We start from the raw sequence: 21,998 nt of genomic DNA, 5'->3' as shown, positions 1-21,998 counted from the left end.
CGCTCACATCTCGAACGACTCGTGATGGATGCGGCGGGCGGGCACTCCCGCGCCGCGCAGTGCTTCGTACACGGTCTGCGCGAACCCGGCCGGGCCGCACATGAAGACGTCGTGCTGTTCGATGTCCGGCAGCTTCTGCCGCAGCCGGTCCGCCGAGATGTCCGGGCGCTCTCCGTCCGGGCTGTTGACCGCGTACATCAGCCGGGCGCCGCGGTCGTCGGCGATGGCGGCGAGCTCGTCCCAGAGGGCCAGGTCCTGCGTGGTGTTGGCCCGGTACAGGAGCGTGATGTCGCCGGACGCTCCCGGCAGCGTCTCGAACAGCGCCCGCATCGGCGTGATGCCGACGCCGCCCGCGACCAGCAGCACCTTGCCGCGGCTGCGCCGCTGCGCGGTCATCGCGCCGTACGGGCCCTCGGCCCACACCTTGGTGCCGGGCGTCAGCTCGCGCAGCCGGGCGCTGTGGTCGCCGATCGCCTTCACGGTGATCCGCAGCATGTCGGGGCGGGGCGCCGCCGACAGCGAGTACGGGTGGGAGCTGAACCGCATGCCCGGCGCGAGGAACCGCCACCGGAAGAACTGCCCCGCCTCCGCACCCATCCGGTGCAGCTTCCGACCGCCGATGAGCACCGACACGATGCCCGGTGTCTCCTCGATGACCGCCTCGACACGCATCCGGTGCCGCATGTTCAGCCGGATCGGGGTGAGGATCCGGTACCAGACGACCAGCGCGGTGACCGACCCGTACAGCGCGTACCAGAAGGTCTTCGCGGTCGGCTCGACGGCGAAGTCGTTGCCGGTGGTGATCTGGTGCCAGAACGTCAGGAACACCGCCGCGTACGTCAGCAGGTGCACGTGGTACCAGGTGTCGTACGGAATCCGGCGGCGGACCGGCCCGATCGAGGTCAGGCCGATCAGCACGAACAGACCGGTGCCGATGGCCGCCTTGCCCATGTCGGGCAGCTGGTTGATGGAGTCGATCGTCTGCTGGACGATGTCGCCGAGCGACTTGCCCGCCTGCAGCGCGTAGCCCCACATGGTGAGGAAGATGTGCGCCACGATCAGGCAGAGCGTGTAGCGGCCGCTCATCGCGTGCCAGCGTGCCACCCGGTCGGAGCCCACGCGCCGTTCGAGGGCGGGCACGCGGGCCATCTGCAGCACGACCAGTGCCATCAGATAACCGGCCAACAGACCTGTGATACGGCCCGCGTTGAGGATCTTTCCGTTGTTGTCGGCGATGGACGGCGTGTTGTGCCACCACAGCCACAGCACGCCGACCGCGCCCGCGAATACCGCGAGCAGCAGGACGGTCGCCGGGGAGCGGCGCGGGCGGATGCGGCGCATCGTCTGGCGGCGGGCGGCGCGGCCGCCTGCGAGCGTGGTGGTCACTGTTCCTCCGGGGCGGGGGCAAGGGGGTTGGCGTGGTCCCTTGGCCCAGAGATACGTGCCGCGACGCCGGTGCGTTCAGCCGCGTGCCGAGTCCAGTGCAGACTGGAGTGACTGGCGGTAACCGTCACTTGTGTATGTGGCGCCCGAGACGGTGTCGATGCCGGCGCTCTGGGCCTGGAGCGCCTCGCTGCGCAGGCGTGGCAGGGCGAAGCTGTTGATCTCCTGGTCGCGCGGGTTGTCCGTCGGGTACGCGACGGCCGTCACATCGGTGAGCTTGCCGTTCTTGACGGTGATGCGGACCTGGACCGGGCCCCAGCGGGTCTGCACCGAGTCGCCGGTGACGGTCTTCGTACCGGTGGAGGTCCCGGCGCTCGCGCTGGCACTGCCGGAGGGCGCGGGGACGGCCAGGGCCACGTCGGGCGTCGAGTGCGGCTTCAGCGACAGCAGCAGCACCATCCCGGAGACGGTGGCGGCGCTCGCCAGCACGATGCGGCGCAGGGGGCGGTTCTTCTTCAACGCGTGCACTTGGACTGCCTCACAGCTCTCACAGTTCGAACGACTCGTGGTGGATACGGCGGTCCGGCACACCGGCGGTGCGCAACTGCACGTACAGATCGCGGGCGAAGCCGTGCGGGCCGCATATGTATACGTCGTGGCCGGTGAGGTCGGGGAAGGTCGCGCGCAGGGACTGGGCCGTCAGACTGGGCCGCCGCCCGTCCGGACCGTTGAGCGCGTACAGCACCTTCGCGCCCCGCCACTGCGCGACGGCCTCCAACTCCCCGCCCAGGGCGAGGTCTTCGGCCGTACGCGCCCGGTAGAGCAAAGTGACCTCGCCGGGCAGCGTCTCGAACAGGGCCCGCAGCGGCGTGATGCCGACACCGCCCGCGATGAGCAGGGACTTCGGCGCGGTCTGCCGGTCCTGGGTCAGCGAGCCGTACGGCCCCTCCGCCCACACCCGCGTGCCCGGCCGCAGCAGGGCGACGGCCGCGCTGTGGTCGCCGAGCGCCTTGACGGTGATGCGCATCAGGTCCTGACGGGGTGGGGCGGACAGTGAGTACGGCGTCGAAGTCCAGCCCATGCCCTCGCCGAAGAACCGCCAGCGGAAGAACTGCCCGGCCCGCGCGCCCAGTTCGTCCAGCCGCCGTCCCCGTACGACGACGGAGTACACACCCGGCGCCTCCTTGTGCACCGAATCCACCCGCAGCCGGTGCCGCAGGTTCAGCCGTACCGGCACAAGGACCCGGAACCACAGCACCAGGGCGGCGACGCCGAGGTACAGCACGTACCAGGCGGCCGTGGCCGCGGTGTGGCCGTTGAACTCGTTGCCCAGGGCCAGTTGGTGGCCGAAGGCGAGGAACACGGCGGCGTATGTGAGGAGGTGGACGTAGTACCAGAACTCGTAGCTGGTACGGCGGCGCACGGCGCGCGCGGAGGTGATGCCGACCGCGAGCAGGATGACGGTTCCGGCGGTGGCCTTGAGCATCTCGGGGTAGTCCAGGACCACGGTGACCGTCTCGTGCCACAGCGAGGCGCGGTCCTGGGCGGCGTACCCGGCGAGGATCAGCCCGATGTGCGCGACGAGCAGGCAGACCGTGTACCGGCCGGCCATGGCGTGCCAGCGGGCCACCCGGTCGGACCCGACCCGTCGCTCCAGCAGCGGCACCCGCGCCATCAGCCCGACGAGCACCGCGCAGGCGTACCCGCACAGCAGCCCGGCGATCCGCCCGGCCCCGGTCAGCCAGCCCGCGGTGCCGACCACCGACCCGGTGTCCGCCCACCACAGGGCGACCACGGCCGCGGCCCCGGCCCACAGCAGCGCGAGCACGGCGCCCGCGGGGGAGCGCCGCGCGGCCGGCACCACGGCCGGTGCCGTCCGCCGCTCGTACACGGTGGTCATATGTGCGTCCTTTCGCCTGTAACGGACGCAACTGTGCCGCCGTAACTTCTCAAGCCGCTCTGAAGCGGGGGTCCGCCCGGCCCACTCAGAGCAAACTCAGAGCTTCGGGCGCCGCCCGCTGCCCCCGGCAGGGGTGATCCTGGTAGGGCGATGAACACCACCCGCTCCGGCCGCCCCGCCCTCACCCGCCCCGACGGCACCCCGCTGCGTGTCCTCGTCGTCGACGACGATCCGGACCTCGCCGAGGTGCTCTCCGGCGCCCTGCGCTACGAGGGCTGGCAGGTCCGCTCGGCCGGCGACGGCGCCTCCGCGCTGGCCGAGGCCCGGGAGCTGATGCCGGACGCGGTCGTCCTGGACGTGATGCTCCCGGACACCGACGGCTTCGCCGTGCTGCGCTCCCTGCACACCGTGAAACCGGACGTCTGCGTCCTCTTCCTCACCGCCCGGGACGCGGTCGAGGACCGCATCGCGGGCATCACCGCGGGCGGCGACGACTACGTCACCAAGCCCTTCAGCCTGGAGGAGGTCGTCGCCCGGGTCCGCGGCCTGCTGCGCCGCGCCGGCATGGCCCGCCAGCTGGAGGAGGGCCCGCGGCTGACGGTGGGCGACCTGGTGATGGACGAGGAGGCCCGGGAGGTGACACGGGCGGGCGAGCTGATCGAGCTGTCGCCCACCGAATTCGAACTCCTCCGCTTCCTGATGCGCAATCCGCGCCGCGTGCTCAGCAAGACACAGATCCTCGACCGCGTCTGGTCCTACGACTTCGGCGGCCGCGCCCACGTGGTCGAGCTGTACATCTCGTACCTGCGCAGGAAGGTCGACGCGGGCCGCGAGCCGATGATCCACACGGTGCGGGGCGCCGGGTACGTCCTCAAGCCGGTGACCCCATGAGTCTGCTGCGGCGCCTGCCGCGCCCGCGAACGCTACGGGCCCGTCTCACCGTGGGCCTGGTGGTACTGCTGGCGGTCAGCTGCGCCGCGGTGGGCGTGGCCGCCGTGATCGAGCTGAACGGCTTCCTGACCAGCCGCCTCGACCAACAGCTCGCCGAGGTCGGTCCCCGTTTCGCCGCGAGCCTGGAACACGGCGGCACCCTGCCCAACGACCACGACGGCGACGAACACGGCGACGACCGCCGCCAGGCCACCGGCACCTTCGGAGCCCGTCTGGTCGACGGTACGGCCACCAACGCGGCGGTCGTCCGGTCCACGGGCGTCGTCGACGTCACCCTGACCGCCAGGGACAACAAGCGGCTCGCCGCGGTCCCGGCCGACGGACAGGGCCACAGCGTCGACATCTCCGCCCTGTGCGACTACCGGGTCCTCGCGTCCAAGGGCCTCGACGGCGACGTCCTGATCACCGGCCTGCCGCTGGAGCCCGTGGAGGCCACCGTCCACCGCCTCGAACTGGTCGCCGGGATCGTCTTCGGTGCGGCCCTCACCCTCGCCGGCGTCGCGGGCGCCCTCTGGGTGCGCTGGTCGCTCCGGCCACTGAGCCGGGTCGCGGCGACCGCCACCCGGGTCAGCGAACTCCCGCTGGCCAGTGGCGAGGTGGCCCTGCCGCCCCGGGCCCCCGAGACCGACCCGCGCAGCGAGGTCGGCAGGGTCGCCGGCGCCTTCAACCGCATGCTGGGCCACGTCGAGGACGCCCTCACCAAACGGCACGCCAGCGAGGAGCGCCTGCGCAGCTTCGCCGCCGACGCCAGCCACGAACTGCGCACCCCGGTCGCCTCGGTCCGCGGCCACGCGGAACTGGCGCTGCTGCACCCGGGCCCGGTCCCCCCGGAGGTCACCCGTGCCCTGGAACGGATCGCCGCCGAATCGTCCCGCATGGGCGCGATGGTCGACGACTTGTTGCTCCTGGCCCGGCTCGACGCCGGCCGCCCCCTCGAACGCCTCCCCGTCGACCTCACCCGCCTGGTCCTCGACGCCGTCACCGACGCCCGCGCCACGGGCCCCGACCACCGCTGGACCCTGGACCTCCCCGAGGAACCGGTCACGGTCACGGGCGACGAACACCGCCTCCACCAGGTCCTGGCCAACCTGCTGGCCAATGCGCGCGTGCACACACCGGTGGGCACCAAGGTCACGGTGACCCTGGAATCCGACGGGCCCACCGCCGTCCTCAAGGTCCACGACGACGGACCGGGCGTCCCCGAAGACATCCAGCCGGGCGTCTTCGAACGCTTCACCCGGGCCGAACACCGCCGCCGCACGGACGCCCCCGGCAGCGGAGCGGGCCTCGGCCTGTCGATCGTGGCGGCGGTGACGGAGGCGCACGGGGGCAGTGTGGGGCTGGAGAGCAGGCCGGGGTCGACCACGTTCACCGTACGGCTCAGTAGCGAGTGATCGCCGTGCTCCCGTCCGTCGTCCCGATGGCGATGTGCGGCTCGCTCCAAGGACGGACCCAGCGCAGAATCTCCCGCATCGCATCACTCGGCACGGACACACAACCGGCCGTGGCCCCGCGCCCGTTGACGTGCAGGAAGATGCCGGCGCCCCGACCCCGCACCCGCTGGTGGTAGTTGAACCCGATGACCAGCGCGTACGCGTACTGCGTCTCGTACGAGACCAGATGCTCCGACTCGGACGCGCGGCAGTCCGCCGGCCGGGCCTCGGTCCAACGGTTGTAGAAGCGGGAGGCGTTGTCCTCGCACCACCATGAACTCTGGTGCACGGGGCGGTACTTGTAGAGGGTCCCGGTGGGCGCGGACTCGATGCCGAAGGCGTACGGCAGGTCGTAGAGGCCGGTCGGTGTGGTGTTCGTGCTCTGTTTGCGGGAGACACCCTCGACGAGCCCCTTCGCCCCGAACCGGGCGGACGCGGAACCGGCCTTCACCCAGTGGCCGTGGCGCAGGTCCCACCAGGTCACGGTGCCGGTCGTCGAGTCCGTCTTCGGGGCGACGGCGGTGATCAGCTGCGTACCGCCACCCGTGTCGGCCATGCGCGCGGGAAGAGGCGGGCTCGCGGCCGACGCGGCCGGCACGGCACCGAGCACGAGAACAGACGCGCACACCAGCGCGCCGGCGGCGAGAGCGGATCGCATGGCTCAGACCGTAGACGGCGGAAGCGGCAACGGCAGCCCGGGTAGTCCATCCAGGCTCGTGGCGATGTGCTCCTTCTTCGTGAAGTACTCGCTGAGCGACGCGTCGTCCTCGCGCGCGAACCGCTTGCCGTGCAGATCGCGGTCCTCGTCGTACGTCATGAAGGGAACCGCGTAACCGCAGGAGTCGCGGACGAGTTCGGCCGTCACGACGATGATCGCGCGCAGGCCGTGCAGGGCCGGATCGATGTCCGGGAAGCGGTCGAGCAGTTCCCTGAAGCGGGGGTCGTCCCGGAAGACGGCCTCCCCGCGGCCGTGCACCCGCACGATGTTCGGCGGCCCCTGGAACGCGCACCACATCAGTGTGATCCGGCCGTTCTCGCGCAGGTGCGCAATCGTCTCCGCGTTGGATCCGGCGAAGTCCAGGTAGGCCAGGGTGAGTTCGTCGAGCACCACGAAGGAGCCCTTGAGGCCCTTGGGGGAGAGGTTGACCGTGCCGTCGCCCGACAGGGGAGCGGTCGCGGTGAAGAAGAGGGGCTGCGCCTCGATGAACGTACGCAGCCTGCCGTCTATGCGCTCATAAGTCTTTCCCACGCCTGATGATTATGGGCGAAAGCCTTTCGCCTGTCTAAGGAATTACGGGATCCGGTTGCCGTGGAGGTCGCCGGACTCCGGCCGTGGCCGCCCCGGCCGGCGCTTGTTCGGGGCGGCCACAGCGCCTGTCACGTCACTTGGTGAGCGTGCAGGCGGCCAGGGAATCCAGGCCGGTCGGCTTGGTCGAGGTACGGCCGATCGCGATGGCGATACGGTCGACGGTCGACTTCCGCTTGTCCGCCAGCGGGCCGAGGATCGCGTTCTGCACGAAGTTCGGGCCGCCCTGGCCGACGGTGGACTGGAGCCGCTTGTTGGCCTCGTCGATCTGGGTCTGCAGGAGCGTGAGGTTGCGGGTGACCTCGGCCTGGGCGGAGGCCGGGATCGCGGGAAGCTTCGAGGCGACGTCCGGGCAGGTGATCGTGCCGACCGCGGAGGCGCCGCTGCCGGCGGCCGTGGAGGCGGACGCGCTCGGCGCGGCGGAGCTCGCGGCACCGGAGTTGGCGTTGCCCGTGTTGCCCGTGCCGGTGCTGCCCGAGTTGGCGCCTGCGGCGTTCAGCGTGCACGGCGCCAGCGAGTCCAGACCGGTCGGCTTGGCCGCCGTACGGCCGATCGCGGTGGCGATGCGGTTGATCGTGGCGACGCGCTTGTCCTTGAGGGGGCCCAGGATGGCGTTGTTCACGAAGTTCGGCCCGCCCTGGCCCACGGTGTCGACCAGACGCTTGTTGGCCTCGTCGATCTGGGTCTGCAGGAGCGTGAGGTTGCGGGTGACCTCGGCCTGGGCGGAGGCCGGGATCGCGGGAAGCTTCGAGGCGACGTCCGGGCAGGTGATCGTGCCGGGGGACGCGGCCAGGGTCCGCGCGTTGTTGCCGCTGCTCTTGGACGGGGTCCCGGCGAGGGCGGTACCGGCGATGATCGCCCCGGACAGCGCCACCGCGGCAGCGCCGCCGATGATCACGACGCGACGCTTGTTGTACTTCGGAAGAGCCCTGGACATGCGGATGCCTCACTCGGGTCTGGGGTGACTGATGTGTCACTGCTGTGTGGCTGGTGTGTACAAACGCGGCGCCTGCGTTCGGCGAGAGGTACGGGAAAGCGGTTGCGGGTGTTCAAGCGCCCCCGAGATTGACGAATCATGCAGAGCGCTGCATACTCATGCATATTGGTGAATGCAGTGCTGAGGAGAATCCCGTGACCGAGCGCGTCGTACTCGCCTACTCAGGCGGTCTGGACACCTCCGTCGCCATCGGCTGGATCGCCGAGGAGACGGGCGCCGAGGTCATCGCTGTCGCGGTGGACGTCGGCCAGGGCGGCGAGGACCTGGACGTCATCCGCAAGCGCGCCCTCGCCTGCGGCGCGGTCGAGGCCGAAGTCGCCGACGCCAAGGACGAGTTCGCCGAGGAGTACTGCCTCCCGGCGATCAAGGCCAACGCCCTCTACATGGACCGCTATCCGCTGGTCTCCGCGCTCTCCCGCCCGACGATCGTCAAGCACCTGGTCGCCGCCGCGCAGAAGCACGGCGCCACCACCGTCGCCCACGGCTGCACCGGCAAGGGCAACGACCAGGTCCGCTTCGAGGCCGGCATCGTCGCCCTCGCCCCCGGCCTGAAGTGCATCGCCCCGGTCCGCGACTACGCGATGACCCGCGACAAGGCGATCGCCTTCTGCGAGGCCAGGCAGCTCCCGATCGCGACCACCAGGAAGTCCCCGTACTCCATCGACCAGAACGTCTTCGGACGCGCCGTCGAGACGGGCTTCCTGGAGGACATCTGGAACGCCCCGATCGAGGACATCTACGAGTACACACAGAACCCGGCGGCCGCCCGCGAGGCCGACGAGGTGATCATCACGTTCGAGCGGGGCGTCCCGGTCGCGATCGACGGCAGGCCCGCCACCGTCCTGCAGGCGATCCAGCAGCTCAACGAGCGCGCCGGCGCCCAGGGCATCGGCCGGATCGACATGGTGGAGGACCGGCTCGTCGGCATCAAGTCCCGCGAGGTGTACGAGGCCCCGGGCGCGATCGCCCTCATCACGGCCCACCAGGAGCTGGAGAACGTCACCGTCGAGCGTGAACTCGCCCGCTACAAGCGGCAGGTGGAGCAGCGCTGGGGCGAACTCGTCTACGACGGCCAGTGGTTCTCCCCGCTCAAGCGCGCCCTGGACGGCTTCATCGACGAGGCGAACCAGCACGTCAACGGCGACATTCGGATGACCCTGCACGGCGGCCGCGCGGTCGTGACGGGCCGCCGCTCCGACACGTCGCTCTACGACTTCAACCTCGCGACGTACGACACCGGTGACACCTTCGACCAGGCCGCGGCCAAGGGTTTCATCGACATCTACAGCCTGTCGTCGAGGATCGCGGCCCAGCGGGACCTCGCGTAAGCAGTAGCGTGACAACCGCCTCCTCGCTCACGCGCGGGGAGGCGGCGGCACATCCGTATCTCTCTAGGAGCAACGCAAGTGAGCAGCAACAGCGGTGACGTCCGGCTCTGGGGCGCCCGGTTCGCCGACGGCCCCTCCGAGGCCCTGGCGAAGCTGTCCGCGTCCGTCCACTTCGACTGGCGGCTGGCGCCGTACGACATCGCCGGCTCGCGCGCACACGCGCGCGTGCTGAACAAGGCGGGCCTGCTCACGGACGACGAACTGGCCCGGATGATCGCGGGCCTCGACCAGCTCGAGGCGGACGTGGCGTCGGGCGAGTTCGTCGGCACGATCGCCGACGAGGACGTCCACACCGCCCTGGAGCGCGGCCTGCTGGAGCGCCTCGGCCCGGACCTCGGCGGCAAGCTGCGCGCCGGCCGCTCCCGCAACGACCAGGTCGCCACCCTCTTCCGCATGTGCCTGCGCGACCACGCCCGCACCATCGGCGGCCTGATCGCCGACCTCCAGGACGCCCTGATCGGCCTGGCGGAAGCCCACCCGAACGTGGCGATGCCCGGCCGCACCCACCTCCAGCACGCCCAGCCGGTCCTGTTCGCCCACCACGTCCTGGCGCACGTGCAGTCCCTGTCCCGGGACGCGGAGCGCCTGCGGCAGTGGGACGAGCGGACGGCGGTCTCCCCGTACGGCTCGGGCGCCCTCGCGGGCAGCAGCCTCGGCCTGGATCCGGAGGCGGTGGCGAAGGACCTCGGCTTCGAGCACGGCAGCGTCGGCAACTCCATCGACGGCACGGCGTCCCGCGACTTCGTGGCGGAGTTCGTCTTCATCACGGCGATGATCGGGGTCGACATCTCCCGGATCGCCGAGGAGATCATCATCTGGAACACGAAGGAGTTCTCCTTCGTGACCCTGCACGATGCGTTCTCCACGGGCTCGTCGATCATGCCGCAGAAGAAGAACCCGGACATCGCCGAGCTGGCGCGCGGCAAGTCCGGCCGTCTGATCGGCAACCTGACCGGCCTGATGGCCACGCTCAAGGCCCTCCCGCTCGCGTACAACCGCGACCTCCAGGAGGACAAGGAGCCGGTCTTCGACTCCATCGACCAGCTGGAGCTCCTGCTCCCGGCCTTCACCGGCATGATGGCGACGCTCACCGTGCACCGCGAGCGCATGGAGGAACTGGCCCCGGCCGGCTTCTCCCTCGCCACCGACATCGCCGAGTGGCTGGTCAAGCAGGGCGTCCCGTTCCGCGTCGCCCACGAGGTCGCCGGCGAGTGCGTGAAGGTCGCCGAGGCCGAGAGCAAGGAACTGGACGAGCTGACGGACGACCAGTTCGCCAAGATCTCCGCCCACTTGACGCCCGAGGTCCGCACGGTCCTGAACGTCCCGGGCGCCCTCGCCGCCCGCAACGGCCGGGGTGGCACGGCCCCGAGCGCGGTGGCGATCCAGCTGGCAGAGGTGAAGCAGGACGTGGCGGCCCAGCACGAGTGGGCGACGGCCAAGAAGAAGTAGTGCACTGACGGAGCTCTGAGGCGAAGGTCATCACGGGTTACGTTGGTCGGAAGCCGTACCGGACCCGACCGAACGGAGCCCGCGATGCCCTTCGCCCGACTGGCCACAGCAACAACCCCCACCTGCCACATCGGACTGGGCCTCGCCGCAGTCGGCCGCCCCGGCTACATCAACCTCGGCCGGGAGCAGGACCTCCCGGAAGGCCGCAGCGTCGACGCCATGCGCCGCCGTACTCACGAACTCCTCGACGCCGCCTACGCCCAGGGCGTCCGCTACTTCGACGTGGCCCGCTCCTACGGCCGCAGCGAGGAGTTCCTCGCCGACTGGCTGAACGCCCGCCCCGACACCGACGACATCGTCATCGGAAGCAAGTGGGGCTACACCTACACCGCCGGCTGGACGGCGGACGCCGAGACGCACGAGGTCAAGGACCACAGCGTCCAGACGTACGAGCGCCAGCGCGCCGAGACCGCCGACCTGCTCGGCGACCACCTCGACCTCTACCAGATCCACTCGGTGACCCCGGACAGCCCGGCCCTCACCGACAAGGAACTCCACGCCAAGCTGGCGGAGGCCGCCGCCCAGGGCACCACGATCGGCTTCTCCACCAGCGGCCCGGCGCAGGCGGACGCGATCCGTGCCGCCCTCGCCGTGACGGTCGACGGTGAGCCCCTCTTCCGTACCGTCCAGTCGACGTACAACGCCCTGGAGACCTCGGCCGCCCCCGCCCTCGCCGAGGCGCACGACGCCGGCCTCACGGTGATCGTCAAGGAGGCCATGGCCAACGGCCGCCTCGCGGCCCCGCACGCCCCGGAGGTCCTGAAGGCCGTGGCCGCGGAGACGTCCCTCGGCTGCGATGCCGTGGCCCTGGCCCTGATCCTGCGCCAACCCTGGGCGGGCGTCGTCCTCTCCGGCGCCGCGACGATCAACCAGCTGGCGTCCAACCTGCACGCGGCGGTCGTGGACCTGGACGAGGACCAGCTGACCCGCCTGGCGGCACTCGTCGAGGACCCGCAGGCGTACTGGGGGACGCGCGCCGGCCTGCCCTGGCACTGAGACAACCGGCACGACCCATCCGTCCATGAGACGTGCATGCCCACGATGAGACACTCACGTCTCAATTGGGCTATGGTTGTCTCATGGCTGTCGACCGTGACCATGTACTGCGCACCGCCGCAGCCCTGCTGACCCGCAAATCCACCGCGACGATGGACGAGGTCGCCAAGGCGGCCGGAATCAGCCGGGCCACGCTGCACCGCCACTTCGCGGGCCGCGACGCGCTCGTACGGGCGCTGGAGTCGCTCGGCATCGCCGAGTGCGAGGCTGCGCTGGACGCGTCGCGGCTGGACGAGGGCCCCGCCGGCGACGCCGTACGACGCCTCGTCGGCGAGATCGAACCCGCCGCCGGCCTGCTCGCCTTCCTCTACACCGAGAACCAGCTGTTCGAGGGCGAGGAACAGAACACCGGCTGGGCGCGGATCGACGACCGCATCACCGCCCTATTCCGACGCGGCCAGCGCACCGGCGAGTTCCGCATCGACCTCACGCCCGCCTGGCTCACCGAGGCACTGTTCGGGCTGCTGGCCTCCGGCGCCTGGATGGTGCAGAGCGGCAAGGGCGCCCCCAAGGACTTCACCCACATGACCGCCGAGCTGCTGCTCGGCGGCGCACTACGGAGAGAGGAATCATGACCAGCACCCTGCAGCCGGCGACCACGACCGAGGCGGTGAAGCGCCCCGGCCGCTGGCTCGCGCTGTCCGTCCTCGTGCTCGCCGTGCTGCTGGTGGCCGTCGACGCGACCGTCCTCGGTCTCGCGACCCCCTACATCAGCGAGGACCTGAAGCCCTCCGGCAACCAGCTCCTGTGGATCGGCGACGTCTACTCCTTCGTCATCGCCGGCCTGCTCGTCTCCATGGGCAGCCTCGGCGACCGCATCGGCCGCAAGCGCATCCTCCTGGTCGGCGCCACGGCGTTCGGAGCGATATCGGTCCTCAACGCCTATGCGACGACACCGGAGTTGATGATCCTGGCCCGCGCCCTGCTCGGCGTCGCGGGCGCCACCCTCATGCCGGCCACCCTCGCCCTGATCCGCAACCTCTTCCACGACCCGCGCGAGCGCAGCCTAGCCGTCGGCATCTGGGGCGCGACGGCCTCGGCGGGCACGGCGATCGGCCCGATCGTCGGTGGTTTCCTCCTCGAGCACTTCTGGTGGGGCTCGGTCTTCCTGATCAACCTGCCGGTGATGGTGGTCCTGGTCCTCGTCGGCATCCGCACGCTGCCCGAGTCCCGCAACCCGAACCCGGGCCCGTGGGACCTGACCAGCGTCGCCCTGTCACTGGTCGGAGTGATCGGCGTCGTCTACGCGGTCAAGGAGGCCGCGACCCACGGCTTCGAGTGGCCGGTGCTCGCCGCAGGCGCACTGGGCGCCGCAGCCCTGGCCTGGTTCGTGCGCCGTCAACTCACGCTGCCCACCCCTCTGTTGGACATGCGCCTGTTCCGCAACCGCGGCTTCAGTGCCGCGGTCCTGGCCGACCTGCTGACCATCCTCGGCCTGTCCGGACTGGTGTTCTTCCTCTCCCAGTACCTGCAACTCGTCCAGGGCAGGCGCCCGTTCGAGGCCGGCCTGGCCGAACTGCCCGCAGCCGTGGGCGCGGTGGCGGCGGGCCTCGTCGCCGGGCGCGTGGCACGCCGATTCTCGGTCCGCGCGGTGGTCGCGGGCGGCCTGGCGGCGGTGGGCCTGGCCCTGGCGGCCCTGACCCTGCTCGACCGGACGACGGGCTACCCGTTCCTCGGCACCGCGCTCCTGGTCGTCGGAGTCGGCGCCGGCTTCTCCTTCACGGTGACGGCCGACGTCATCCTCTCCTCGGTACCGAAGGAACAGGCGGGCGCCGCCTCCGCCGTATCGGAAACGGCATACGAACTGGGCGCAGCCCTCGGAATCGCCATCCTGGGCTCGATCGTGACGGGCATCTACCGAGGCTTCGCAGCCCCGCCGGGAACGCCGTCAGGGGCGCACGAGTCACTGGGCGGCGCGGTGGAGGCGGCGAGCGGCATGCCGGCCCGGAGTGGGCAGGAGCTGCTTTCGTCGGCGCAAGGTGCTTTCGTCGAGGGCCTCGCCATCGCGGCGGGCGCAGGCGCAGCCGTACTTCTTGCGACGGCGATTGCGGCCTGGTTCATGCTGCGAGGCCAACGGTTGGACACCGCCCCGTAAGGGGCGCGGGGCTGTGTCGATTTGCGGCTCCGCCGCGTGGGCGCGAGCAGCCCCCACAAGCCCGCACCCGAAAACGAACCCTTACGCGGCTTCCTTGGCCTTGGTCGCATACATGTCCACGTACTCCTGGCCCGACAGCCGCATGACCTCAGCCATCACGGAGTCGGTAACCGCCCGCAGCACATACCGATCCCGGTCCATCCCGTCGTAACGGGAGAACTCCATCGCCTCACCGAAGCGAACAGTGACCCGCCCGGGGCGGGGCATACCCGCCCCGCCCGGCTGCAACTTGTCCGTGCCGATCATCGCGAAGGGCACCACCGGCGCCCCCGTCATCAGAGTCAGCCGCGCGATACCGGTACGCCCCCGGTACAGCCGCCCGTCGGGTGAGCGCGTGCCCTCGGGGTAGATCCCGAAGACCTTCCCCTCCTCCAGCACCCGCCGCCCGGTCATCAGCGCGGCGACCCCGCCCCGACCGCCGTCCCGGTCCACCGGGATCATGCCGACGCCGGTGAAGAACCAGGCCATCAGACGGCCCTTGAGGCTCTTGCCGGTGACGTACTCGTCCTTGCCGATGAAGAACACCTGCCGGTCGCACACGAGCGGAAGGATCATCGAGTCGATGAAGGTCAGGTGGTTGCCGGCCAGGATGACCGGACCGTCGCCCGGGATGTGCTCGGCGCCTTCCACCCGTGGGCGGAACATCAGGCGCATGATCGGTCCGAGCACTGCCTTGATGAGCGCGAAGCGGGACAACGGGCCCTCCGGTGTCAAGGGATTCGGTATGAGTCTGTGCAGGTGAGGACGATACTCGCGGTCCCCCGGGTCTTGCACATCGGGTTCACCGAGGTCTTACGCACTGTTGACGTGGATTCACCTGGGGTGACGTGCCGTTGCCTGCCGGTAACCAGGACGGAACGATGTGACCGACATCGCGCCGCCGAACGGGGGAGTCGCGGCGCCCCGCCACAGGTCGTCAGAACCCCTTTCCCATACGACATCCCGAGTCACCCACGTGTTCCGGCCGAGGTCTCCCACGCGTCATGTCCACGCACCTACGATCGGCCCGCATCCGAAGGAGCAGACGTCAGGGGAGGCGCTCATGGGAACGCAGGAGAACGAGCAGACAGGCGGCACCGGGCGACGCGCGCTCCTCGGTGCGGCGGTGCTGGGCGCGGGCGGAGCCGTCCTCGGCCTGTCCGGCACGGCGAGAGCCGCGGGCGCCGGATACGGCAGCGGCGGCCTGAAGAGCCTGCCCAAGCCGACGATCATCGGCCACCGCGGCGCCAGCGGCTACCGGCCGGAGCACACCTTCGGCTCGTACAACCTCGCCCTCGACCTGGGCGCCGACGTCGTCGAGGCCGGCGACCTGGTGCCCACCAAGGACGGCCATCTGGTCTGCCGCCACGAGCCGGAGATCGGCGGGACGACGAACGTCGCCGACCACCCCGAGTTCGCCGACCGCAAGACCACCAAGGTCCTCGACGGCGTCTCCACCACCGGCTGGTTCACCGAGGACTTCACGCTCGCCGAACTGAAGACGCTGCGCGCGATCGAGCGCATCCCGGCCAACCGCCCGCACAACACGATCTACAACGGCCGATGGGAGATCCCCACCTTCGAGGAAGTCCTGAAGTGGCAGGACGAGCAGACCCGCAAGCGCGGCAGGCAGGTCTGGATCTACCCCGAGACCAAGCACCCCACCTACTTCCGCAAGCTGGGCCTCGGCCTGGAGGAGCGGGTCGCCAAGCTGCTGCACAAGTACGGCAGGGACAAGCGGAACTCGCCGGTCATCCTGCAGTCCTTCGAGCCGAGCAGCATCCAGCGCCTGAACACGCTGGTCGACAACCCGCTCGTCGTGCTGCTGTCCGCGGCCAACACCCGCCCCTGGGACTTCGTGGAGGCGGGCGACCCGCGCACCGTCGCCGACCTGATCACCCCGAAGGGCCTCAGGGAGATCGCCGGTTACGCGCAGGGCCTCGGCCCGACCCTCGACCTGATCATCACGAAGAAGGCGGACGGCAGCCTCGACAGGACGACCACCCTCGTCGCCGACGCGCACAAGGTCGGTCTGATCCTGCACCCGTACACCATGCGCAACGAGAACCCCTTCCTGCCGGCGGACTTCCGCAAGGGCACCGACGCGGACGGCTACGGCGACCCCTTCGGCGCCTTCAGGACCTACTTCGCGACCGGCATCGACGGCGTCTTCACCGACAACGCCGACACCGGCGTCCTGGCCCGCCAGGACTTCGTCAACGGCTGAGCCACCGGCCCCGGTTGGGGTGACAGTCGGCCGCCCGGGCAACCTCGTGCCCGGGCGGCCGCGTCGTGCCGCATATGACGCACGACCTCGTTGCCGCCCTGCGCCCACTGCTCACCGCCGAGGCCTCCGCGGAAGCACATGCCTCCGGTACCGAACCCGGCGACCTGGAACAGGCGGTCTGGCTCCGCCTACTGGAACGCCTCGACTCCGACGGCCCGCCGCCCGACCCGCAGGACTGGCTGCGCCGAGCCGTCCGCTCCGAGGTGCGCCGCACCCGCCGTACGAGCCGTCTCGAACGGCCGTACGGCATCGAGCCCGTCGAGGAGACCGACAGCGATCCCGAACTCCTGGTTCTCGCGGCGGCCCGCCGCCGGGCCCTGCGTGACGCGGTGCGCCGGCTGCCCGGCCGCTGTCCCAGCCTCATGGAGGCCCTGCTCTCCCCGAAAGACCTGACATACCGGGAAATCGCGGGGGAGTTGGGTATCTCACAGGGAAGTCTCGGCCCGGAACGTTCCAGATGCCTGGGATGTCTGCGTCGTTTGCTCGCGCCGGAGGTTGCGGCCCGCGAACCGCGGGGATAGGAGTGAGGGACAACTTGGCGATCAGGTGAGCGGGAGGCGTGCGCACATGGGCATGAGCGTGACCATCTCGGTGGCGACCGAGCAGGATGCAGAGCAGATCTTCAAGCTCCAGTACCTGTGCTTCCAGAGCGAGGCGGCGCTGTACGGCAACTACCGCATCGACCCGCTCGTCCAGACCCTGGACTCGGTCCGTCAGGAGGTGGCCGCGGACTGCGTCTTCGTGGCTCGGCTCGGCGAAGAAGTGGTCGGCTCGGTGCGCGGCCGGGTCACCGAGGACGGCTCGGCCGCCATCGGCAAGCTCTGCGTGCACCCCCGACTCCAGGGCCACGGCATCGGCGCCCGGCTCCTGCGCGCGGCCGAATCGGCCCTGGCCGAGCAGCGCGGCGCCAAGAGGTTCCGCCTCGAGGCCGGTCACCGCAGCGAGGGCAACCTCCGCCTGTACCGCCGCGTCGGCTACCAGGCCGTGGGTACGGCGCAGGGCAACGACGGGGTACCGATGATCGTCCTGGAGAAGCCGGCCGGCGCGTACGTGGCTACTGCGTGACGGTGCGGTTCCTGCGAAGCCAGTAGAGCGCGGACAGCGGCAGCAGAACGGGGATGAAGACGTACCCCATGCCGTAGTCCGACCACACCGTGGCGTCCGGGAAGGCCGAGGGCTCGACCAGGGTCCAGGTACCGACGATCAGGACACCCGCGAGTTCGGCGGCGCAGCAGACCTGTGCCGCCTTGCGGGCCGTTTCGCCGCCGCGGACCAGCGTGTACGTGATGAAGCCGTACACCACGCCCGCGATCGCAGACAGGGAGTAGGCCAGCGGCGCCCGGTCGAACTCCGTGGCGATCTGGTAGGCGGAGCGCGATACCGCACCGACGACCATCACGCCGTAGAACCAGACGAGCAGCATGCCCGGCCCGCTGATCAGCCGCGTCCTCGCGGGCTTCGCCGGCTTCTCCTCGGCCACGGCCACCTCAGCCTCCCCAGATGTCATAGAGCCGCACCTCGAGCACGGCCAGCACCACACCGCCGGCGGCGACCGTCACCGAGCCCCAGCGTGTGCGCTCGGCCAGCGACATGAACCCCGCCGCCGGGATGCACGCGAACGCGCCCAGCAGATACGCCACGAAGATCGTCGTGCCCTGCTCCGGCTTCTCGCCCCGCGCCAGCTGCACGATCCCGATCACCAGCTGCACCACGGCCAGCAGCGACACCACGCCCATGCCGATGAAGTGCCAGTCCTTGGTCGGCTGATCGCGATAGGCGGCCCACCCGCACCAGGCGGCGAGCAGGAGCGCTGCGACACCGGTCGCCAGCGTCAGGGCATTGAGCATGCCGCGACCTTATTACGGGCCAAAGGGCCCGACGCCGTCGCCCCCGCCGTACGCCGTAGGGTCTGGACCATGATGTTCCAGGCACAGGCTCTTCTGTTCGACAACGACGGCACCCTCGTCTCCTCCCTCGACTCCGTGCAGCGCTGCTGGACGCGGTGGGCGCAGGAGTACGGCCTCACCGCCGAGGACTTCGGCCGGGTCGAACTGCACGGACGGCCGGCCGTGGAGATAGCCGCCGACCTGCTGCCCGCCGAGGTCGTGCCGGAGGCGGTCGCGCGGATCGAACTGCTGGAGGTGGAGGACGTGCCCAACGGGGGCGTTCACCTGCTGCCCGGCACCAAGGACTTCCTCGACGCGCTGCCCGCCGACCGCTGGGCCGTCGTCACCTCCGCCACCCGCCGCCTCGCCGAGGCCCGGCTCGACGCCGTCGGCATCCTGCCCAAGACCCTGATCGCCGCCGACGACATCACCCGCGGCAAGCCCGACCCCGAGCCCTACCTCCTCGCCGCCCGTCAGCTGGGCGTGGACCCGGCCCGGTGCATCGTCTTCGAGGACGCGCCCGCAGGCCTCGCGGCCGGTCGCGCCGCCGGCATGACCACCGTGGCACTGACCACAACCCACCGGGCTCACGAGCTCGAAGCAGACCTGGTCGTCAGGGACCTCTCGGCCCTGTCCGCACTGGTCACCGACGGAGGAGTGGAGATCTCCGTCCGCGGCTGAAGACTGTCCACCGCTGTCCGGCATACGGACCGAGGTTCTTGGTCACTTCAATACGTCTGATTTACTGATCGCATGACCACGACGAGCTGCCGCACCTTTGCGACCGAGGCGACCCTGACGCCCGGTGCTCGTTGTCTGTGTCGAATGCGCGTCTTCTAGAGGGCCCCTGCACCACCCTTGAGCCTCGCGCCCCGAAGCGAGCTGCCGCGGCATGTCCGTACGCCATGAACGCCGTACGAGACCGAGCCGCCCGCGCATGACTTTCCCTTTCGTACCAGGGCACACCCACGCCCGCGTACTCGACAGTGACGGAACACCCCTGTGATCACGACTTCAGGCCTGACCAAGGTCTACCGCTCGCGCGGCCGTGAGGTCACCGCCCTGGACGGCGTGGACCTGCACGTCCGCGAAGGCGAGGTGTACGGCGTCATCGGCCAGTCCGGCGCCGGCAAGTCCTCGCTCATCCGCTGCGTCAACCTGCTGGAGCGCCCGACGTCCGGGACGGTCACCGTCGCCGGGCAGGACCTCACGGCCCTCGCCGGCCGCGGGCCCCGCGCCGGCAAGGAGCTGCGGCAGGCGCGCAGCCGTATCGGCATGGTCTTCCAGCACTTCAACCTGCTGTCCTCGCGGACCGTCCAGGACAACGTCGAGCTGCCGCTCGAGATCCTCGGCAAGTCCGGCAAGGAGCGCTCGCGCAAGGCGCTGGAGCTGCTGGACCTCGTCGGACTCGCCGACAAGGCCAAGGCCTACCCCGCGCAGCTCTCCGGCGGCCAGAAGCAGCGCGTCGGCATCGCCCGCGCGCTCGCGGGCGACCCCAAGGTGCTGCTGTCCGACGAGGCCACCAGCGCCCTCGACCCGGAGACCACCCGCTCCATCCTCCAGCTGCTGCGCGACCTGAACCGGCAGTTGGGTCTGACCGTCCTGCTCATCACGCACGAGATGGACGTCGTGAAGTCGATCTGCGACTCCGCCGCGCTCATGGAGCAGGGCCGCATCGTCGAGTCCGGGACGGTGAGCGAACTGCTCGCGACCCCCGGCTCCGAGCTGGCCGCCGCGCTGTTCCCGGTGGGCGGCGAGGCCACCGACGCCGACCGCACCGTCGTCGACGTCACCTTCCAGGGCGAGGCCGCCACCCAGCCCGTCATCTCCCAGCTCTCGCGCACCTACAACATCGACATCTCGATCCTCGGCGCCGCCATCGACACCGTCGCCGGCCTCCAGGTCGGCCGTATGCGCATCGAACTGCCCGGCCGCTACGAGGACAACGTCGTGCCGATCGGCTTCCTGCGCGAACAGGGCCTGCAGATCGACGTGTTGGGCCAGGAGCCCGCTTCCGTGCTGGTGAAGGAAGGTGCCAAGTGACCTGGTCCGAGATGCAGCCCCTGCTGTCCCAGGCGTGTTGGGACACCCTCTACATGGTCGGCTGGTCCACCCTCATCGCCGTCGTCGGCGGACTTCCGCTCGGCATCCTGCTGGTCCTCACGGACCGGGGCGGACTGCTGCAGAACGTCGTCGCCAACAAGGTCATCGGGCAGATCGTGAACATCGCCCGGTCGATGCCCTTCATCATCCTGATGGTCGCGCTGATGACCTTCACCCGCTGGATCACCGGCACGACCATCGGCCGCGAGGCCGCCATCGTGCCGCTCGCCATCGGCGCGATCCCCTTCTTCGCGCGCCTGGTCGAGACGGCTGTCCGCGAAGTGGACGGCGGACTGGTCGAGGCCGTGCAGTCGATGGGTGGCAACACCTGGACGATCGTCCGCAAGGTCCTGGTTCCGGAGTCACTGCCCTCCCTCATCGCCAGCACGACCACCACGATCGTCGCCCTCATCGGCTACTCCGCCATGGCCGGCACGGTCGGCGCCGGCGGCCTCGGCGACATCGCCATCCGCTACGGCTACCAGCGCTTCGAGACCGAGCTCATGTGGATCACCGTGGCGATCCTCGCGGTCGTCATCTCGGTCATCCAGTTCGCCGGCGACTTCGCGGCCCGCTCCCTGCACAGCCGCGGCGGCCGCTCCGGCCCGGCGCCGAAGCTGCGCCTGCTGAAGGCCAAGGAGTCGGCCACGGCCGACATCGGCAAGGTCGCCTGAGCACTCACGGCACCCCCTCGGACTCCCCGCACCACCAACCGCGGGGTCGCTGCACCCATAAGGAAAGGCACTTTTCGTGCGTAACACCGCAAAGCTCACCACCGCCGTCCTCGCCGCCGGAGCCCTCACCTTCGGGCTCACCGCCTGCGGTTCGGACAAGGACTCCGCCTCGAGCTCCTCCGACTACAGCGGACCGCTGGTCGTCGCCGCGAGCCCGACCCCGCACGCCGAGATCCTGAACTTCGTCAAGAAGAACCTGGCGAAGAAGGCCGGACTCGACCTGGAGGTCAAGGAGTTCCAGGACTACATCGTCCCGAACACCGCGACCGAGGACGGCTCGGTGGACGCCAACTACTTCCAGAACCAGCCGTACCTCGACGACTTCAACAAGAAGCGCGGCACCCACATCGTGCCCGTCGTCACGGTCCACCTGGAGCCGCTCGGCCTCTACTCCCACAAGGTCAAGAAGGCCGACGCCCTCAAGAGCGGTGCGACGATCGCCGTCCCGAACGACGCCGTGAACGAGGCGCGCGCCCTGAAGCTGCTCGCCGCGGGCGGCCTCATCACGCTCAAGGACGGCGCCGGCAACGAAGCGACCCCGCAGGACATCGCCAAGAACCCGAAGAACCTCAAGTTCAAGGAGGTCGAGGCGGCCCAGACCGCACGCTCCCTGGACGACGTGGACGCGGCCGTCGTCAACGGCAACTACGCCATCTCCGCCGGGATCAAGCCCGCCGAGGAGGCCCTCGTCCTGGAGTCGGCGAAGAACAACCCGTACGGCAACTTCCTCGCGGTGAAGGAGGGCAACGAGAAGGACCCCCGGGTGAAGAAGCTCGCGAAGCTCCTCACCTCGCCCGAGGTGAAGAAGTTCATCGAGGACAAGTACCAGGGCTCGGTCGTCGCGTCCTTCTGAGCCGAGCCGGGGGGCCGAACCGATGCGCACGTCGTCTCCTCCGACGTGAAGAAGTTCATGGCGGAGAAGTACGAGGGT

The 21,998-nt window shown here is 70.1% G+C and carries 23 protein-coding genes; 14 read left to right on the top strand and 9 right to left on the bottom strand.

Translation table 11 applies throughout. The annotated features are described in order from the left end of the window. Window positions 1-3: 3 nt before the first annotated feature. From ABZ880_RS09970 to ABZ880_RS09960, 3 genes are all read right to left on the bottom strand, one after another. Window positions 4-1,386 carry a ferredoxin reductase family protein gene (locus tag ABZ880_RS09970; RefSeq protein WP_361259659.1) on the bottom strand — a complete coding sequence of 461 codons (1,383 nt, stop codon included), beginning with the start codon at window positions 1,384-1,386 and terminating at the stop codon, window positions 4-6. A 75-nt stretch (window positions 1,387-1,461) separates the two neighbouring features. After that, window positions 1,462-1,911 carry an FMN-binding protein gene (locus ABZ880_RS09965; RefSeq protein ID WP_361259657.1) on the bottom strand — a complete coding sequence of 150 codons (450 nt, stop codon included), beginning with the start codon at window positions 1,909-1,911 and terminating at the stop codon, window positions 1,462-1,464. A 19-nt stretch (window positions 1,912-1,930) separates the two neighbouring features. After that, a complete protein-coding gene (locus tag ABZ880_RS09960) occupies window positions 1,931-3,283 on the bottom strand; it encodes a ferredoxin reductase family protein (protein ID WP_361259655.1) in 1,353 nt (450 codons plus the stop codon). A 150-nt stretch (window positions 3,284-3,433) separates the two neighbouring features. On the opposite strand from ABZ880_RS09960, the gene ABZ880_RS09955 reads away from it, so the two are divergent. Next, a complete protein-coding gene (locus tag ABZ880_RS09955; RefSeq protein ID WP_361259653.1) occupies window positions 3,434-4,174 on the top strand; it encodes a response regulator transcription factor in 741 nt (246 codons plus the stop codon). Further along, the gene (locus tag ABZ880_RS09950; protein ID WP_361259651.1) at window positions 4,171-5,628 is read left to right on the top strand and encodes a HAMP domain-containing sensor histidine kinase; all 1,458 of its coding nucleotides are present in this window, start codon (window positions 4,171-4,173) and stop codon (window positions 5,626-5,628) included. Before ABZ880_RS09955 ends, ABZ880_RS09950 begins: the two co-directional genes overlap by 4 nt. Here the strand turns inward: ABZ880_RS09950 and ABZ880_RS09945 are convergent. From ABZ880_RS09945 to ABZ880_RS09935, 3 genes are all read right to left on the bottom strand, one after another. Continuing rightward, a complete protein-coding gene (locus ABZ880_RS09945) occupies window positions 5,615-6,325 on the bottom strand; it encodes a L,D-transpeptidase family protein (protein ID WP_361259649.1) in 711 nt (236 codons plus the stop codon). The two genes, ABZ880_RS09950 and ABZ880_RS09945, sit on opposite strands and share 14 nt — an antisense overlap. Window positions 6,326-6,328: 3 nt before the next feature. Further along, entirely contained in the window at window positions 6,329-6,916 is a 588-nt protein-coding gene (locus ABZ880_RS09940; protein ID WP_361259647.1) for a pyridoxamine 5'-phosphate oxidase family protein, read from the bottom strand. Between the two features lie 133 nt (window positions 6,917-7,049). Further along, window positions 7,050-7,910 (bottom strand): hypothetical protein, encoded by an 861-nt coding sequence (locus ABZ880_RS09935; protein WP_361259645.1) that lies wholly within the window; start codon window positions 7,908-7,910, stop codon window positions 7,050-7,052. Between the two features lie 194 nt (window positions 7,911-8,104). Here ABZ880_RS09935 and ABZ880_RS09930 point away from each other — a divergent pair, with 194 nt between their 5' ends. The 5 genes from ABZ880_RS09930 (at window position 8,105) to ABZ880_RS09910 (ending at window position 14,018) form a co-directional block, all read left to right on the top strand. Then, window positions 8,105-9,298, top strand: coding sequence for an argininosuccinate synthase (locus ABZ880_RS09930; RefSeq protein WP_361259643.1), 1,194 nt, complete (start codon window positions 8,105-8,107; stop codon window positions 9,296-9,298). A gap of 78 nt (window positions 9,299-9,376) precedes the next feature. Next, the gene (gene argH / locus ABZ880_RS09925; RefSeq protein ID WP_361259641.1) at window positions 9,377-10,807 is read left to right on the top strand and encodes an argininosuccinate lyase; all 1,431 of its coding nucleotides are present in this window, start codon (window positions 9,377-9,379) and stop codon (window positions 10,805-10,807) included. A gap of 84 nt (window positions 10,808-10,891) precedes the next feature. Further along, a complete protein-coding gene (locus tag ABZ880_RS09920) occupies window positions 10,892-11,863 on the top strand; it encodes an aldo/keto reductase (protein WP_361259640.1) in 972 nt (323 codons plus the stop codon). 83 nt (window positions 11,864-11,946) lie between these two features. Further along, window positions 11,947-12,498, top strand: a complete 552-nt coding sequence (locus ABZ880_RS09915) for a helix-turn-helix domain-containing protein (RefSeq protein ID WP_361259638.1) — start codon at window positions 11,947-11,949, stop codon at window positions 12,496-12,498. Next, entirely contained in the window at window positions 12,495-14,018 is a 1,524-nt protein-coding gene (locus tag ABZ880_RS09910) for an MFS transporter (RefSeq protein ID WP_361259636.1), read from the top strand. Before ABZ880_RS09915 ends, ABZ880_RS09910 begins: the two co-directional genes overlap by 4 nt. A gap of 81 nt (window positions 14,019-14,099) precedes the next feature. On the opposite strand, the gene ABZ880_RS09905 is transcribed toward ABZ880_RS09910, so the two are convergent. Next, on the bottom strand, window positions 14,100-14,774 hold the full coding sequence (locus ABZ880_RS09905) for a lysophospholipid acyltransferase family protein (RefSeq protein WP_361259634.1): 675 nt from the start codon (window positions 14,772-14,774) through the stop codon (window positions 14,100-14,102). A gap of 346 nt (window positions 14,775-15,120) precedes the next feature. Between ABZ880_RS09905 and ABZ880_RS09900 the strand changes: the two genes are divergently transcribed. The 3 genes from ABZ880_RS09900 (at window position 15,121) to ABZ880_RS09890 (ending at window position 17,409) form a co-directional block, all read left to right on the top strand. Beyond that, entirely contained in the window at window positions 15,121-16,284 is a 1,164-nt protein-coding gene (locus ABZ880_RS09900) for a glycerophosphodiester phosphodiesterase (RefSeq protein WP_361259632.1), read from the top strand. Between the two features lie 74 nt (window positions 16,285-16,358). Next, window positions 16,359-16,865 carry a sigma-70 family RNA polymerase sigma factor gene (locus ABZ880_RS09895; protein WP_361259631.1) on the top strand — a complete coding sequence of 169 codons (507 nt, stop codon included), beginning with the start codon at window positions 16,359-16,361 and terminating at the stop codon, window positions 16,863-16,865. A gap of 46 nt (window positions 16,866-16,911) precedes the next feature. Beyond that, complete coding sequence (locus ABZ880_RS09890; protein ID WP_361259630.1) at window positions 16,912-17,409, top strand: GNAT family N-acetyltransferase; 498 nt, start codon at window positions 16,912-16,914, stop codon at window positions 17,407-17,409. On the opposite strand, the gene ABZ880_RS09885 is transcribed toward ABZ880_RS09890, so the two are convergent. Both ABZ880_RS09885 and ABZ880_RS09880 read right to left on the bottom strand, forming a co-directional pair. After that, window positions 17,399-17,851 carry a hypothetical protein gene (locus tag ABZ880_RS09885; protein WP_361259628.1) on the bottom strand — a complete coding sequence of 151 codons (453 nt, stop codon included), beginning with the start codon at window positions 17,849-17,851 and terminating at the stop codon, window positions 17,399-17,401. The two genes, ABZ880_RS09890 and ABZ880_RS09885, sit on opposite strands and share 11 nt — an antisense overlap. Beyond that, the gene (locus ABZ880_RS09880; protein ID WP_361259626.1) at window positions 17,832-18,191 is read right to left on the bottom strand and encodes a hypothetical protein; all 360 of its coding nucleotides are present in this window, start codon (window positions 18,189-18,191) and stop codon (window positions 17,832-17,834) included. The genes ABZ880_RS09885 and ABZ880_RS09880 overlap by 20 nt, the downstream gene beginning before the upstream one ends. 69 nt (window positions 18,192-18,260) lie before the next feature. Between ABZ880_RS09880 and ABZ880_RS09875 the strand changes: the two genes are divergently transcribed. From ABZ880_RS09875 to ABZ880_RS09860, 4 genes are all read left to right on the top strand, one after another. Further along, window positions 18,261-18,911: an HAD-IA family hydrolase gene (locus ABZ880_RS09875; protein ID WP_361259624.1), complete on the top strand. Its 651-nt coding sequence runs from the start codon at window positions 18,261-18,263 to the stop codon at window positions 18,909-18,911. Window positions 18,912-19,232: 321 nt separating this feature from the next. Then, a complete protein-coding gene (locus tag ABZ880_RS09870; RefSeq protein ID WP_361259622.1) occupies window positions 19,233-20,273 on the top strand; it encodes an ATP-binding cassette domain-containing protein in 1,041 nt (346 codons plus the stop codon). Beyond that, window positions 20,270-21,007, top strand: a complete 738-nt coding sequence (locus tag ABZ880_RS09865; RefSeq protein ID WP_361259620.1) for a methionine ABC transporter permease — start codon at window positions 20,270-20,272, stop codon at window positions 21,005-21,007. The genes ABZ880_RS09870 and ABZ880_RS09865 overlap by 4 nt, the downstream gene beginning before the upstream one ends. A gap of 76 nt (window positions 21,008-21,083) precedes the next feature. Beyond that, window positions 21,084-21,920, top strand: coding sequence for a MetQ/NlpA family ABC transporter substrate-binding protein (locus ABZ880_RS09860; RefSeq protein ID WP_361259618.1), 837 nt, complete (start codon window positions 21,084-21,086; stop codon window positions 21,918-21,920). Window positions 21,921-21,998 lie beyond the last annotated feature (78 nt).

Origin of the sequence: Streptomyces sp. NPDC047043 (assembly GCF_040644055.1) — a bacterium.
Lineage (GTDB): Bacteria > Actinomycetota > Actinomycetes > Streptomycetales > Streptomycetaceae > Streptomyces.
The sequence above is the reverse complement of the archived record's forward strand: the minus strand, read 5'-3'. Positions and strand labels throughout refer to the sequence as shown.